This is a genomic window from Thalassobaculum fulvum (assembly GCF_014652915.1).
In the GTDB taxonomy this organism is placed as follows: Bacteria; Pseudomonadota; Alphaproteobacteria; order Thalassobaculales; family Thalassobaculaceae; genus Thalassobaculum_A; species Thalassobaculum_A fulvum.
Genome location: NZ_BMZS01000007.1, coordinates 247,194 through 261,814, shown reverse-complemented (window position 1 = coordinate 261,814; position 14,621 = coordinate 247,194). Strand labels below are relative to the sequence as shown.

10 protein-coding genes are annotated in these 14,621 nt (G+C 70.0%); 7 read left to right on the top strand and 3 right to left on the bottom strand.

Annotation, left to right across the window (positions count from 1 at the left end):
• Positions 1–79: 79 nt before the first annotated feature.
• Positions 80–1,816, bottom strand: a complete 1,737-nt coding sequence (locus tag IE246_RS16170; protein WP_189991464.1) for an IlvD/Edd family dehydratase — start codon at positions 1,814–1,816, stop codon at positions 80–82.
• A gap of 270 nt (positions 1,817–2,086) precedes the next feature.
• Here IE246_RS16170 and IE246_RS16165 point away from each other — a divergent pair, with 270 nt between their 5' ends.
• Positions 2,087–3,016: a calcium/sodium antiporter gene (locus IE246_RS16165; protein ID WP_189991462.1), complete on the top strand. Its 930-nt coding sequence runs from the start codon at positions 2,087–2,089 to the stop codon at positions 3,014–3,016.
• Between the two features lie 519 nt (positions 3,017–3,535).
• On the opposite strand, the gene IE246_RS16160 is transcribed toward IE246_RS16165, so the two are convergent.
• Positions 3,536–3,991: a GatB/YqeY domain-containing protein gene (locus IE246_RS16160; protein WP_189991460.1), complete on the bottom strand. Its 456-nt coding sequence runs from the start codon at positions 3,989–3,991 to the stop codon at positions 3,536–3,538.
• Positions 3,992–4,263: 272 nt separating this feature from the next.
• Here IE246_RS16160 and carA point away from each other — a divergent pair, with 272 nt between their 5' ends.
• The 3 genes from carA to greA all read left to right on the top strand — a co-directional run bounded on the left by carA (position 4,264) and on the right by greA (position 9,335).
• Positions 4,264–5,448 (top strand): glutamine-hydrolyzing carbamoyl-phosphate synthase small subunit, encoded by a 1,185-nt coding sequence (carA, locus tag IE246_RS16155; RefSeq protein ID WP_189991458.1) that lies wholly within the window; start codon positions 4,264–4,266, stop codon positions 5,446–5,448.
• Entirely contained in the window at positions 5,441–8,710 is a 3,270-nt protein-coding gene (carB, locus tag IE246_RS16150) for a carbamoyl-phosphate synthase large subunit (protein ID WP_189991456.1), read from the top strand. Before carA ends, carB begins: the two co-directional genes overlap by 8 nt.
• Positions 8,711–8,861: 151 nt before the next feature.
• Complete coding sequence (greA, locus tag IE246_RS16145; RefSeq protein ID WP_189991454.1) at positions 8,862–9,335, top strand: transcription elongation factor GreA; 474 nt, start codon at positions 8,862–8,864, stop codon at positions 9,333–9,335.
• 177 nt (positions 9,336–9,512) lie between these two features.
• Here greA and IE246_RS16140 read toward each other — a convergent pair whose 3' ends face one another.
• Positions 9,513–10,025, bottom strand: a complete 513-nt coding sequence (locus IE246_RS16140; protein ID WP_189991452.1) for an Lrp/AsnC family transcriptional regulator — start codon at positions 10,023–10,025, stop codon at positions 9,513–9,515.
• Between the two features lie 195 nt (positions 10,026–10,220).
• On the opposite strand from IE246_RS16140, the gene IE246_RS16135 reads away from it, so the two are divergent.
• From IE246_RS16135 to trxB, 3 genes are all read left to right on the top strand, one after another.
• Positions 10,221–11,177 carry a mitochondrial fission ELM1 family protein gene (locus tag IE246_RS16135; RefSeq protein WP_229837268.1) on the top strand — a complete coding sequence of 319 codons (957 nt, stop codon included), beginning with the start codon at positions 10,221–10,223 and terminating at the stop codon, positions 11,175–11,177.
• A 265-nt stretch (positions 11,178–11,442) separates the two neighbouring features.
• Positions 11,443–13,365: a hypothetical protein gene (locus IE246_RS16130; RefSeq protein ID WP_189991448.1), complete on the top strand. Its 1,923-nt coding sequence runs from the start codon at positions 11,443–11,445 to the stop codon at positions 13,363–13,365.
• A 169-nt stretch (positions 13,366–13,534) separates the two neighbouring features.
• Complete coding sequence (gene trxB, locus IE246_RS16125; RefSeq protein WP_189991445.1) at positions 13,535–14,506, top strand: thioredoxin-disulfide reductase; 972 nt, start codon at positions 13,535–13,537, stop codon at positions 14,504–14,506.
• Positions 14,507–14,621: the final 115 nt, after the last annotated feature.

Here is a 14,621-nt window from a genome sequence, read left to right as displayed (position 1 = left end):
GGCCGGGATGAGGGGTTGCAGCGATCGCCACTCCTCCTCATCCCGGCCGAAGCGCAGCGAAGAGCCGGGACCCATGCCCTCAGTGGCTCTCGCGCAGCACCGGTGTGCCGGACTTGCCGACCAGGAAGTCCAGGTCGGCGCCTTTGTCGGCCTGGTTGACGGTCTCGACGTACAGCTTCGAGTAGCCGCGGTCGTACGGGTTCACGAACGCCGTGCCGGCGGCCCGGCGCCGCGCCATCTCCTCGTCCGACACGTCGAGGTGCAGGCGCCGGTTCGGCACGTCGACCTCGATCATGTCGCCGTTCTGCACATAGGCCAGCGGCCCGCCGGCCGCCGCCTCGGGCGCGCCGTGCAGGATCACCGTGCCGTAGGCGGTGCCCGACATGCGGGCGTCGGACACCCGGATCATGTCGGTGATGCCCTTGCGCAGCACCTTCGGCGGCAGGCCCATGTTGCCGACCTCGGCCATGCCGGGATAGCCCTTCGGCCCGCAGTTTTTGAGGACCATGATGCAGGTCTCGTCGATATCGAGGCTCTCGTCGTCGATCTTCGCCTTGTAGTCCTCGATGTCCTCGAACACGACCGCCCGGCCGCGATGCACCATCAGTTCCGGCGAGGCGGCCGACGGCTTCAGCACCGCGCCGTCCGGGAACAGGTTGCCGCGCAGCACCGCGATGCCACCGTTCGGCTTGAACGGCTTCTTCAGCTCGAACACCACGTCGCGGTTCCAGCACGGGGCGTCCTTGACGTTCTCCCAGATGCTCTTGCCGTTGGCGGTGACCGCGTCCTTGTTCAGGAAGTCGCCGATCTCGCGCAGGATCGCCGGCAGGCCGCCGGCGTAGAAGAAGTCCTCCATCAGGTGCTCGCCCGACGGCATCAGGTTCAGCAGGCACGGCACGTCGCGGCCCAGCCGGTCCCAGTCGTTCAGGTCGAGCTCGACGCCGACCCGGCCGGCGATCGCCAGCAGGTGCACCACGGCGTTGGTCGAGCCGCCGATCGCGCCGTTGGTGACGATGGCGTTCTCGAACGCCTGCTTGGTGAGGATCTTCGACAGCCTCAGGTCCTCGATCACCATCTCGACCGCACGCATGCCGGACATGTGGGCCAGCACGTAGCGCCGCGAATCGACCGCCGGAATCGCCGCGTTGCCCGGCAGGGTCATACCGAGCGACTCCGCCATTGACGCCATGGTCGAGGCGGTCCCCATGGTCATGCAGTGGCCGGCCGAGCGCGAGTTGTCGGCCTCGGCGCTCATGAAGTCCTCGATGCTCATCTGGCCGCCGCGCACCGCCTCGGAGAACTTCCAGATGTGGGTGCCGGACCCGATCTTCTCGTTCTTGTAGTAGCCGTTCAGCATCGGCCCGCCGGACACGCAGATCGTCGGCAGGTCGCAGCTCGCGGCCCCCATCAGCAGGGCCGGCGTGGTCTTGTCGCAGCCGACCAGCAGCACGACGCCATCCATCGGCAGACCGCGGATCGCCTCCTCGACGTCCATCGAGGCGAGGTTGCGGTACAGCATCGCGGTCGGCCGCAGCTGGCTCTCGGAGTTCGAGAACACCGGGAACTCCACCGGGAAGCCGCCGGCCTCGTAGACGCCGCGCTTCACGTGCTCGGCGAGCTTGCGGAAGTGCGCGTTGCAGGGATTGAACTCGCTGAAGGTGTTGGCGATGCCGATCACCGGCCGGCCGTCGAACAGGTGCGCCGGGAAGCCCTGGTTCTTCATCCAGGACCGGTGGGCCCAGCCGTCCTTGTCGGTCTTGCCCCACCATTGCGAGGAGCGGCGCTTGCCCTTCATGGGATCGGGACGGTCGGTCATGGTGGTTTCCTCCGGGAGTCGGTGGCCGGCTTGGCGTCGCGGCTTGGGGCGGTCGAGCGTTGCGGTCGAGTGATAGTATGAATCCGTGCCGGCAGCCTGCCCCCGGCGACCGGCAGCGGTCAAGCTGCTGCGCGAGCGCGCGACCGGCCGGCGAAGCGGCGGCAGCCATGCACGGAGCGCAACGACAGGAATGCGCGCGCCGATATGGTAGATCGGCGCCGGCCCCCCATCTACAGCGGCCAGTCCCGAAACCGAACGGCTCCCCGACCGATGACGATCCTTCTGCTCTTCGCAGGCCTGGTCCTGCTGCTCGCCGGCGGCGAGGTTCTGGTGCGCGGCGGCACGGCCCTGGCCGAGCGATTCGGCGTGCCCCACTTCGTGATCGGCGTGGTGGTCGTCGGCTTCGGCACCTCGACGCCGGAGCTGGTGACCAGCGTCGAGGCCGCCCTGGTCGGGGCGCCCGGCATCGCCGTCGGCAACATCGTCGGCTCCAACATCGCGAACATCCTGCTGATCCTCGGCCTGACCGCGGCACTCATGCCGATCGCCGTCGACCGGGCGGTACTGCGCCAGGACGGCGCGATCGCCCTGGCGGTCGCGGTGGCCTGCCTCGGGCTCGCCCTGTTCGACGTGGTCGACCGGCTGACCGGCGCCCTGCTGGTCGCCGGCCTGGTCGCCTACATCTACGTCACGATCCGCCACCCGGCCTGCCCGGACTGCCCGCTCCCGCAGGACGGCGAAGCCGCCCCGGCCCGGCTGCCGGTCGCCGTGCTGCTGGCGCTCGCCGGGCTCGCCATGGTGATGTTCGGCGCCGACCTGCTGGTCTCGTCGGCCGTCGACATCGCCCGCAGCACCGGCGTCTCGGAATCGGTGATCGGCCTCACCATCGTCGCGGTCGGCACCTCGCTGCCGGAGCTCGCGACCTCGCTGGTCGCGGCCTATCGGCGCCAGACCGACATGGCGCTCGGCAACATCCTCGGCAGCAACATCTACAACGTGCTCGGGATCCTCGGGATCACGGCGATGGTCAAGCCGATCGACCTGCCCGACGACATCGCCGGCTCCGACATCTGGGTCATGGTCGGCGCCACCCTGCTGCTGATGTTGTTCGCCACCACCGGCCGGCGGATCTGCCGGCTCGAGGGGCTCGGCTTCCTGGCGCTGTACGGCGGCTATATCGGCTGGCTGACGGTCGGGTAAGCGCCCGTCGGCGCCGAGGCGGCGGGTGGGTTCCGGGGCGCCCCTCGACCAGCTCGAGGGTCGCCCGGAATGACGAAGAAGAGAAGCAAGCCACCCTCGCCATCGTCATTCCGGAGCGGACCGCAGCAGGCGGGACGCATCCGGAACCCACGAAGCGACGGACGGCCTAAACCAGCGAAGCGCGGACGATTCCCGAGGCCTTGGGCAATTCAGGCAACACAGTCAATACGGTGACAGTGCACTTAGAATACGGTGACAGTGCACTTAACTGCGCCGAATACGGTGACAGTGCACTTAACTGCACCGCTGCGACGCCCGACGAGCGAAGCGCGGAGATGAGCGCACTGTCACCGGATTGACGGTCGGGTACCGGGCCATCGGCGCCGAGGCGGCGGGTGGGTTCCGGGGCGCCCCTCGACCAGCTCGAGGGTCGCCCGGAATGACGGTGAGAAAATGCGGCCCCCCCCTGTCGTCATTCCGGAGCGGGCCACATCCGGAACCCACGAAGCGACGGGCTGCCTACACCAGCGAAGCGCGGACGATTCCCGAGGCCTTGGAGAAGTCCATGCGGCCCGGATAGCGCTCCTTCAGGGCGGCCATGGTGCGGCCCATGTCCTTCAGGTTGGAGGCACCGATCTCCTTGATCGTCGTCTGCACCGCGGTCTCCAGCTCGGCGCCCTCGATCGGCGTCGGCATGAACCGGCGGATGACGTCGATCTCCTCCTGCTCCTGCTCGGCCAGCTCGCATCGCCCGCCCTGCTCGTAGAGCCGGATCGATTCCTGGCGCTGCTTGATCATGGTCTGCAGCATCGCGAGGACCTCGTCCTCGCCGACACCGTCCATCACGCCCTTCTCGCGGGCGGCGATGTCGCGGTCCTTGAGGGCCGCGAGAATCAGACGCACGGTGGCGACGGCGCGGCTGTCCTTCGCGCGCATCGCTTCCTTCAAGGCGGTATTGAGCTGTTCGCGCAACATTGTCGGTTCTCCCCAAGGACCGAAACCGTCGCCCGTCATTCGCCCCAGGGCGGAGCGATGGCGGACATTACAGGATCGGCCCGCACCATGCAAACGGGGGCCTGTTTTGCAAGGCTTTGATTTTACTGCATTCTCATAGATTCTTCCGGCTTGACGCCAGACGGCCTTTCGCCTATCAACCCGCCAATTTGCCCGTTCGCAGCCGGATTTCAAGCCCAGCGCCCCCGTTGGGCCGCCATGCGCGCGGGTACCCGCCCGACCGGAGTCCGCCGATGACCGACCCTTCCGCGCCCGCCTCTCCCCTGCCCGGCGCCACCGCCGCTCTCGTGCTCGCCGACGGCACGGTGTTCTGGGGGCGAGGCCTCGGTGCGGCGGTCACCCGGGTCGGCGAGGTCTGCTTCAACACCTCGATGAGCGGCTACCAGGAGATCCTCACGGACCCCTCCTACGCCGGCCAGATCATCACCTTCACCTTCCCGCACATCGGCAACGTCGGGGCCAACCCGAACGACCTGGAGAGCACCACGCCGGCCTCGCTCGGCTGCGTGCTGCGGGCCGACGTCACCGACCCGTCGAACTACCGCTCTCAGCGCCACCTGGACGACTGGCTGAAGTCGGTCGACCTGCCCGGCATCGCCGGCGTCGACACCCGCCGCCTAACCCGCCGGATCCGCGACCTCGGCGCGCCCAGCGGCGCCCTGTGCCACGCCCCGGACGGCGCCATCGACGTCGCCGCCCTGCAGAAGCTGGCGGCCGAGTGGCCGGGCCTGGAGGGCATGGACCTCGCCAAGGAAGTGTCCTGCAGCCAGACCTACATCTGGACCGAGACGCTCTGGGACTTCGCCGACGACGGCCGCAGCGACGGCTTCGGCACCCTGGCCGAGCCGAAATTCCACGTGGTCGCGGTCGACTACGGTGCGAAGCGCAACATCCTGCGCAACCTCGCCTCGCAGGGCTGCCGGGTCACCGTGGTGCCGGCGAGTGCCACCGCCGACGAGATCCTCGGCCACAAGCCCGACGGGGTGTTCCTGGCCAACGGCCCGGGCGATCCGGCGGCGACCGGCGTGTACGCGGTGCCGGAGCTGCGCCGGCTGATCGACAGCGGCGTGCCGATGTTCGGCATCTGCCTCGGCCACCAGATGCTGGCCTTGGCGCTGGGTGCGAAGACCGAGAAGATGCACATGGGTCACCGCGGTGCCAACCACCCGGTCAAGGACCTGGAGACCGGCAAGGTCGAGATCACCAGCCAGAACCACGGCTTCGTGGTCGCCGAGGGCTCGCTGCCATCAGGCGTCACGGTCACCCACCGCTCGCTGTTCGACGGCACCGTCGAGGGCCTGAAGGTCGACGGCAAGCCGGTGTTCTCCGTGCAGTACCATCCCGAGGCCTCGCCGGGCCCGATGGACAGCCACTATCTCTTCGCCCGCTTCCGGGAGCTGATGGAACGCAATGCCTAAGCGCACCGACATCGAGAGCATCCTGATCGTCGGCGCCGGGCCGATCGTCATCGGCCAGGCCTGCGAGTTCGACTACTCCGGCACCCAGGCCTGCAAGGCGCTGCGCGAGGAGGGGTACCGGGTCATCCTGGTGAACTCCAACCCGGCGACCATCATGACCGACCCGGGCACGGCCGACGCCACCTACATCGAGCCGATCACGCCGGAGATGGTCCGCAAGGTGATCGAGCGCGAGCGCCCGGACGCCCTGCTGCCGACCATGGGCGGCCAGACCGCGCTGAACACCGCGCGCTCGCTGGCCCGCGACGGCACGCTGGCGGAGTTCGGGGTCGAGCTGATCGGCGCCGACCTGGAGGCCATCGAGAAGGCCGAGGACCGCCAGCAGTTCCGCGCCGCCATGGACGCGATCGGCCTCGACACCCCGCGCTCGCGGCTGATCGGCGACTTCGCCGACGCGGCGGAAGCGCTGGAGCATGTCGGCCTGCCGGCGATCATCCGCCCCAGCTACACGCTCGGCGGCCAGGGCGGCGGCATCGCCTACAACCGCGAGGAATTCGAGCAGATCGTCCAGAACGGCCTGCGCCTGTCGCCCTCCCACGAGGTGCTGATCGAGGAATCGGTGCTGGGCTGGAAGGAATACGAGATGGAGGTGATCCGCGACCGCGCGGACAACTGCATCATCGTCTGCTCGATCGAGAACGTCGACCCGATGGGCGTGCACACCGGCGACTCGATCACCGTGGCGCCGGCGCTGACCCTGACCGACAAGGAATACCAGCGCATGCGCAACGCCTCGATCGCGGTGCTGCGCGAGATCGGGGTGGATACCGGCGGCTCGAACGTGCAGTTCGCGGTCGACCCGGCGACCGGCCGGCAGATCGTCATCGAGATGAACCCGCGGGTGTCGCGGTCGTCGGCTCTGGCCTCCAAGGCCACCGGCTTCCCGATCGCCAAGGTCGCCGCCAAGCTGGCGGTCGGCTACACGCTGGACGAGCTCGACAACGACATCACCAAGGTCACGCCGGCCAGCTTCGAGCCGACCATCGACTACGTGGTCACCAAGATCCCGCGCTTCACCTTCGAGAAGTTTCCGGGCGCCGATGCCCGGCTGACCACCTCGATGAAGTCGGTCGGCGAGGTCATGGCGATCGGCCGGACCTTCGCGGAATCGCTGCAGAAGGCGCTGCGCGGGCTGGAGACCGGGCTGGTCGGCCTGGACCCGGTCGAGCTGCCCGGCACCGAGGGCGGCGAGATCGACCGCCAGCGGGTGACCGCCGAGCTCAGCACGCCGACCGCCGACCGCCTGCTGAAGGTCGCCCAGGCCCTGCGGGTCGGGATGACGGTCGAGGAGGTGCACGCCGCCTGCCACATCGACCCGTGGTTCCTGGCGCGCATGAAGGAGATCGTGGACGCCGAGGCGCAGCTGGCGGCCGACGGCCTGCCGGACAGCCCGGCCGACTGGGTGCGGGCCAAGTCGATGGGCTTCTCGGACGCCCGCCTCGGCCAGCTCACCGCCCACGACGAGGACGTGGTGGCGGCCCGCCGCCGCAGCGCCGGGGTGCGCCCGGTGTTCAAGCGGATCGACACCTGTGCCGGCGAGATCCCGTCCGACACGCCGTACATGTACTCGACCTACGAGACCGGCATGGCCGGCCCGGACGGCGCCGTGGCGGCCGAGAACGAGGCCGACCCGACCGACCGCCGCAAGATCGTGATCCTGGGCGGCGGTCCGAACCGGATCGGCCAGGGCATCGAGTTCGACTACTGCTGCGTCCACGCCGCCTACGCGCTGTCGGAGGCCGGGTTCGAGACCATCATGGTCAACTGCAACCCGGAGACCGTCTCGACCGACTACGACACCTCGGACCGGCTGTACTTCGAGCCGCTGACCGCCGAGGACGTCACCGAGATCGTCGAGCTCGAACGCTCCAAGGGCGAGGTGCTGGGCGTCATCGTGCAGTTCGGCGGCCAGACCCCGCTGAAGCTGGCGGCGGCGCTGGAGAAGGCGCAGATCCCGATCCTCGGGACCTCGCCGGACGCCATCGACCTGGCCGAGGACCGCGAGCGCTTCCAGAAGCTGCTGCACAAGCTGAAGCTGCGCCAGCCGGAGAACGGCACCGCCACCTCGACCGAGCAGGCCGAGAAGATCGCCGAGACCATCGGCTATCCGGTGGTGATCCGGCCGTCCTACGTACTGGGCGGCCGAGCCATGGAGATCGTGCACGACATCGAGGGGCTGCGCCGCTACATGCGGACCGCCGTCGTGGTGTCGGGCAAGAACCCGGTGCTGATCGACAGCTTCCTGCGCAACGCCACCGAGATCGACGTGGACGCGGTCGCCGACGGCACCGACGTGTTCATCGCCGGGGTGATGGAGCACATCGAGGAAGCCGGCATCCACTCCGGCGACAGCGCCTGCTCGCTCCCCCCCGTGTCGCTGCCCGACGGCATCGTCGACGAGGTCAAGCGCCAGGCCGAGATGCTGGCCCGCGGCCTCGGCGTGGTCGGGCTGATGAACGTGCAGTTCGCGGTCAAGGACGGCGAGGTGTTCATCCTCGAGGTCAACCCGCGCGCCAGCCGGACCGTGCCGTTCGTCGCCAAGGCGACCGGCAACCCGATCGCCAAGATCGCCTCGCGGGTGATGGCCGGCGAGAAGCTGGCGTCGTTCACCCTGTCGGAGCGGCCGCTCGGCCATATCGCGGTCAAGGAGGCGGTGTTCCCGTTCGCGCGCTTCCCCGGCACCGACATCATCCTCGGCCCCGAGATGCGCTCGACCGGCGAGGTCATGGGCATCGACCGCGGCTTCGACCGGGCGTTCGCCAAGTCGCAGCTCGGCGCCGGGGTGGTGCTGCCGGAGACCGGCACGGTGTTCGTCTCGGTGCGCGATTCCGACAAGGCCGCGCTGGTGAAGATCGCCGGCGACCTGCACCGCCTGGGCTTCAAGCTGATGGCGACGGCCGGCACCGCGGACGCGCTGGAGGCCGAGCAGATCCCGGCCAATCGGGTCAAGAAGGTGCTGGAGGGACGGCCGCACATCGTCGACAACATGCTGTCCGGCCACGTCGATCTGGTGATCAACACCACCGAGGGCGCGCAGGCCATCCGGGACAGTTTCAGCTTGCGCCACACCGCCCTGACCCACAATATTCCCTATTACACGACCGTCGAGGGCGCCCGCGCGGCGGTTCGAGCGATCGCGGCGATGAAGGCCGGGCGCCTTGAAGTGGCTCCCCTGCAGTCCTACTTGACCGGATCGTTCTGACGGTCGCGGCGTGGGCGGGGAGCCGTTCCGGTTCCCCGACACGGCCGGGAGTCGACGATGCGGTAGCGGCGGCGCGGTAGCGGCGGCGCGGCTATGGCGGCGCCCGGAACGGACGAGCTAGAATTCGCAGGTGAACGGACAGCGTGGGCCGATGGACAAGGTTCCTATCACAGCGGGCGGCTTTCAGCGTCTGCAGGAAGAGCTGAGGCAGCTCAAGACGGTCGAGCGGCCGGCGGTGATCAAGGCGATCGCCGAGGCGCGCGAGCACGGCGACCTCTCGGAGAACGCCGAGTACCACGCCGCGCGCGAACGCCAGTCCTTCATCGAGGGGCGGGTGGCCGAGCTCGAGGACGTCATCAGCCGGTGCGAGGTCATCGACGTCAAGAAGCTGTCCGGCGACACGGTCACCTTCGGCGTCACGGTCGAGGTCGCCGACGAGGACACCGACGAAGAGACCAAGTACACGATCGTCGGGCCCTACGAGGCGGACCTGTCGAAGGGCATGATCTCGACGTCCTCGCCGATCGCCCGCGCCCTGATCGGCAAGCGGGTCGGCGATTCCGTCGAGGTCGCGACCCCGCGCGGCGCCAAGAGCCTGGAAATCCTGTCGATCGCCATTCAGTAGGGCGACACAGCGACGTGCGGCGAGTGGGTCCCGGATCGGGCCCACCTTCGGCGCGCCCGTCCGGGATGACGTCAAATAGGGGAATGCCGACCGCTTGCCCCTCCCCCGACGTCATCCCGGCCGACGCGCAGCGGCGAGCCGGGACCCACGGAGCGACCGGCGCGTGGCCGCGCCGCCTCAACCGGCGGCGTGCTCGTCCTCGTGATCATCGTCCGGCTCCTCCTCGACCGGCACGCCCGGCAGGCGCTTGCGGGTGCGGATCACCAGCGCGGTCTTGACGTTGGAGACCAGCGGCGCCGGCGTCAGCTTGGAGGTCAGGAAGCGCTGGAAGGCGTCCCAGTCCTTGGCGACGATCTTCAGCAGGAAGTCGGCCTCGCCCATCAGCATGTGGCACTCGCGGACTTCCGGCCAGTCGCCGACCATCTGCTCGAAGCGGGCGAGATCGCCCTCGGCCTGGCTGGTCAGGCCGACATGGGCGTATATCGTCACCGTGAAACCCAGCATTTCGGGCGCGATGTCGGCGTGGTATCCCCGTATGTACCCCGCCTCCTCCAGCGCCCGCACGCGCCGCAGGCAGGGCGGGGCCGAGATGCCGGCCCGGCTCGCCAGGTCGACATTGGTCATGCGGCCGTCGTCTTGGAGATCGCGCAGAATGCGTCGATCGATCCGGTCAAGTTTCACGCGACGCATCGCGCGGCTCCCATCTGAGTGGCTGTCGGGGACGGTGTTGTCATGGGTGAATTGGGATCGGCGCGCTCGGCGCCCGGCAATCAACATAGGCACGCCGCACCCATTGCGCAAGATTATTACTCGAACGTGACATAAATGACCAAAATTCTCCCAGAACCGGCGCCCCCCGAGGCCTCTCGCGGCCTCCGACAGCCCGTGACCTGGATCCTGACCGACGGCACCGTCGGCATGCGGATCCAGTGCCTCGGGCTCGCCAAGGCGGCCGGGCTGACGCCGATCGTGAAGCATATCCACCCGAGCTGGTTGCTGCGGGCGCTGCCGGCGATCGCCGGCGTCCCCGGCGTGCCGGCCGCGGCCGGCGGCGACCCGCTGACCGCGCCGTGGCCGGACGTGGTGATCTCCTGCGGCCGGCGCACCGCCGGCGCCGCCCTGGCGGTCAAGCGGCTGTCCGGCGGCCACGCCTTCCTGGCGCACATCCAGGACCCGCGCCTCGACCCGCGCCGCTTCGACATGCTGATCGTGCCGGAGCACGACCCGGCCCGCGGCCCCAACGTGGTCACCACGCTGGGCGCGCTGAACCCGCACGACCCTGAGATCCTGGCGGCGGCCGCCCGGCAGTGGGAGCCGGAGGTCGCCGGCCTGCCGCGTCCGCTGGTCGGTGTCATGGTCGGCGGCAGCAACAAGCGCTACGACTTCTCGGCCGATGCCGTGGCCCGGTTCATCGGGCAACTGCGGGCGGTCTCCGAGGCCGGAGCCAGCCTGCTGGTCGCGGCTTCGCGCCGGACCGACCAGGCGACCCGCGCCGCGCTGCGCGACGGCCTCGCCGGCTGCCCGGGCATCGTGTGGACCGGCGACGGCGAGAACCCCTATCTGGCGTTCCTGGCGCTGGCCGATGCGCTGGTCGTCACTTCCGACTCGGTCAACATGGCCTCCGAGGCCTGCGCCACCGGCAAGCCGGTGCACGTCGCCACGGTCGAGCCGGAGACCGGGCGACTGGCCGCGTTTCACGCCCGGCTGCGCGCCGACGGCCATACCCGCGCGTTCGAAGGCCGCATCGACTCCTGGTCGCCCCCGCCGCTCGACGAGACCCCGCGGGTCGGCGCGCTGCTGCGCCGGCGGCTGGCGGAACGCGGCCTGTTCGCCGCCGAGTGACGACGGAGCGGCGGGTGGGTTCCGGCTCGCCCGCGCCGAGGGCGGCGCGCCCGCCCGGAATGACGACAGGGAGAGAATCCGCCCCTCATTCTTTCGTCATTCCGGGCCGGATCGCTGGAGGCGAGACGGACTCGGAACCCACCAGCCGCCCCACCGCCGGAAGCCGCCGCGCCTTACCCCTGGGCCATCCGGCCGCGTTGCCGGAAGCGCCCCGGTCGGGTATGCATCCGACCGACACCGCTCCGACCGCACCGGGACGCGCGCCATGGCCCTCAAGATCGACACCTTCTCGAACCAGAACGGCAGGGGGTTCAGCTTCTTCAAGGCGGTCGGCCACCCGCTGACGGCCGAGGCGCTGGACGCGCTGCTGACCCGGCTGGCCGGCCTTGGGCCGGTGGCGCTGTACGACCCGATGGGCCATCTCGGCACGCTCGCCGAGCTGCACGACCTCGGCCGGCTGACCGTCGCCGACGTGTTCGTCCAGGCGATCGAGCGGATCGGCGAGGACATCCTCGGCCACCCCGCCCGCCCGGTGACCGAGCTGCCGACGACGACCGCCCGGTCGGTGCTGGTCGCCGGCTTCGACGCCGGCCGGGCCGCCGACCACATCCGGCACCTGCTGCCCGCGGGCGTCGAACTGGTCACCCTGGACGCGGTCCGGCTGCCGGACGCCATGCTGACCAACAGGCGGAACTACCTCGACCCGCTGAACTTCGCCACCAACCACGGCTTCCTGCGCGACGCGGGCGGCCGCCACACCCGGCTGGTGACCGCCAACTACTGGGCCGGCTACGGCGGCACCGGGCTGCGGCTGTGGCTGCGGCTGTTCGATGCCGACGGCGGCGTGCTGGCGACCTGGGAGCAGCCGCTCGGCGACGGCGTCTCCGGCATCGTCATCGACAGCGCCGAGGTGCGCCGGCGCTTCGGCCTCGGCGAGTTCACCGGCACCCTGTTCGTGCACGCCATCGGGGCGCGCGGCCACGACGTGGTGAAGTACGCGGTCGACACCTACGGCGACGCCGAGGACGAGCTGTCCTGCACCCACGACGCCAACGCCTGGCCGGCCGACCTGTACGCCGGCCTGCCGGCGCCGAAGGACGGCGAGCGGGTCACCCTGTGGCTGCAGAACGCCCACCCCTCGCCGGTCCCGGCCGGCGCGATCGGCCTGAACCTGATGGGCCGCGACGAGATCCGCCCCTTCGACGAGGCGATCCCGGGCTTCGGCTGCCGTGCCCTGGACCCGGCTGCGCTGTTCCCGGACGAGCGCTGGCCGGCGCAGTTCGAGCTGCAGGCCGGCAAGCACGTGGTGCGGCCGCGCTACGAGATCCTGGCCGGCAACCGGCGCAACCGGATCGCTCACGTCAACGTCGAGCGCGTCGACCTGAAGCCCGATCCGCGGATCGCCGAGGCGTCCAGGCACCTCGGCAAGGGCTGGGTCCTGCCGGCGCCGATCCTGCCGCTCGACCGCTACCGGTCGTTCGCGCTGCCGACCCCGATGTCGACCGCCCAGACCCGCCTGCCGCTGCAGGCCGTGGTCTACGACGCCGACGGCATCGAGGCCGCCCGCCACCGGTTCGGCGTGCTGGCGCGCTCCGACAGCGTCGCGATCGAGGCCGGCGCCCTGGTCAACGGCAGCGGCCTGCCCAGCGGCTACGGCCACCTGGAACTGATCTACGACTTCGAGGCCGGCGCCAACGACGCCCCCGACGGCTGGCTGCACGGTCTGTTCCGCTACGAGGACACCCGGACCGGTCACGCCGCCGACACCAGCTTCGGCGGCCACGTGTTCAACGGCGTGCTGACCTTCAAGGGCGAGCCGCAGAGCTACGGCGGTCCGCCGCCGGGCCTGTCGACCCGGCTGTTCCTGCGGCTCGGCCACGATCTGGAGCGGGTCGACACGCTGTGTCACCTGATCTATCCGGCGTCGACGCCCTGGCACGCGGTGTCGGCCACCGACCTGATCCTGACCTCCGCGGACGGCGAGACCATCGCCCACGCCCCGCTCGCCATCCCGTGCGGCGGCTCGCGGCTGTGGCGGGCGTCCGAGACGTTCGCCGCGGAGGATCTCGCCCGGGCGGGCGGCGGCGGCTACGTGCTGATCCGCGACACCACCTGCCGGCTGTTCGGCTATCACGGCCTGATCCGCGACGGCGCGGCGTTCTCGCTCGATCACATGTTCGGGTTCTGAGCGACCGCCGGAGTCGCACGCGCGCCGGACCGTCCGCGGAAACCGGCTGTCGGACCCGCCACTCGACGACTCGCGGCAATTGTGGCGTCTCGGATTGTCACCGGACGGTCGGTTGAGGCGGTCCGGCGACGTCACTATGTTGGGCGGGTTCCCACGGACGGAGGAGTCGATGGCCGAGCATCGCGTGAAGGTTCTCATCATCGGCGCGGGTGCGGCCGGGCTGACCGCCGGCATCTACACCGCGCGCGCCAACCTTTCGCCGATGCTCGTCGCCGGGCTTCAGCCGGGCGGCCAGATGACCATCACCTCCGAGGTCGAGAACTACCCCGGCTTCGCCGACGTGATCCAGGGCCCATGGCTCATGGAACAGATGCAGAAGCAGGCGGAGAACGTCGGCACCAGGATCGTCAGCGACGTGATCGTCGACGTCGACTTCTCGTCCCGGCCGTTGCGCTGCGTCGGCGACACCGGCGACGTCTACCTGGCCGACGCGGTGATCGTCGCGACCGGCGCCCAGGCGCGCTGGCTCGGCCTGCCGAGCGAGCAGCAGTTCAACGGCCGCGGGGTGTCGGCGTGCGCCACCTGCGACGGCTTCTTCTACCGCAACAAGGACGTGGTGGTGGTCGGCGGCGGCAATACCGCGGTCGAAGAGGCACTGTACCTAGCCAACATCTGCAGCTCGGTGACGCTGGTGCATCGCCGCGACACGCTGCGGGCCGAGAAGATCATGCAGGACCGGCTGTTCCGGAACCCCAAGATCCGGCTGATCTGGGACAGCGTGGTCGACGAGGTGCTGGGCGGCGACGGCCCGTTCGCCGGCGTCGAGGCGGTGCGCATCAAGAACGTGCGCAGCGGCGACGCCACGGTGATCCCGGCCGAGGGACTGTTCGTTGCGATCGGCCACGATCCGGCGACCAAGCCGTTCCGCGGCCACCTGCCGGTCGACGGCGAGGGCTATCTGCTCGCCCAGCCGGGCTCGACCCGCACCACGGTGCCGGGCGTGTTCGCCGCCGGCGACTGCGTCGACAAGGTGTTCCGCCAGGCCGTGACCGCCGCCGGCATGGGCTGCATGGCGGCGCTCGAAGCCGAGCGCTACCTCGCCGAGCTCGAGGACGCCTCGCAGGCGGCCGCGGCGGAGTGATCCGCCGGCCCGACCCCGGCACTTCGCGAATCGGACAAGCCGTCGAAGGGGTTAACCCGGCGCCCGGTCTCGTGTAGAGATAGGGGGCGCGGTCGGCACCGCGCCAGTGTCGGCG

What these genes read in the sequence shown, in the direction of transcription:
- trxB (WP_189991445.1), top strand. Translation starts at nt 13,535, where the DNA reads ATGGCCGAGCATCGCGTGAAGGTTCTCATCATCGGCGCGGGTGCGGCC.
- IE246_RS16170 (WP_189991464.1), bottom strand. Translation starts at nt 1,816, where the DNA reads ATGACCGACCGTCCCGATCCCATGAAGGGCAAGCGCCGCTCCTCGCAA.
- IE246_RS16160 (WP_189991460.1), bottom strand. Translation starts at nt 3,991, where the DNA reads ATGTTGCGCGAACAGCTCAATACCGCCTTGAAGGAAGCGATGCGCGCG.
- carB (WP_189991456.1), top strand. Translation starts at nt 5,441, where the DNA reads ATGCCTAAGCGCACCGACATCGAGAGCATCCTGATCGTCGGCGCCGGG.
- greA (WP_189991454.1), top strand. Translation starts at nt 8,862, where the DNA reads ATGGACAAGGTTCCTATCACAGCGGGCGGCTTTCAGCGTCTGCAGGAA.
- IE246_RS16140 (WP_189991452.1), bottom strand. Translation starts at nt 10,025, where the DNA reads ATGCGTCGCGTGAAACTTGACCGGATCGATCGACGCATTCTGCGCGAT.
- IE246_RS16165 (WP_189991462.1), top strand. Translation starts at nt 2,087, where the DNA reads ATGACGATCCTTCTGCTCTTCGCAGGCCTGGTCCTGCTGCTCGCCGGC.
- IE246_RS16130 (WP_189991448.1), top strand. Translation starts at nt 11,443, where the DNA reads ATGGCCCTCAAGATCGACACCTTCTCGAACCAGAACGGCAGGGGGTTC.
- carA (WP_189991458.1), top strand. Translation starts at nt 4,264, where the DNA reads ATGACCGACCCTTCCGCGCCCGCCTCTCCCCTGCCCGGCGCCACCGCC.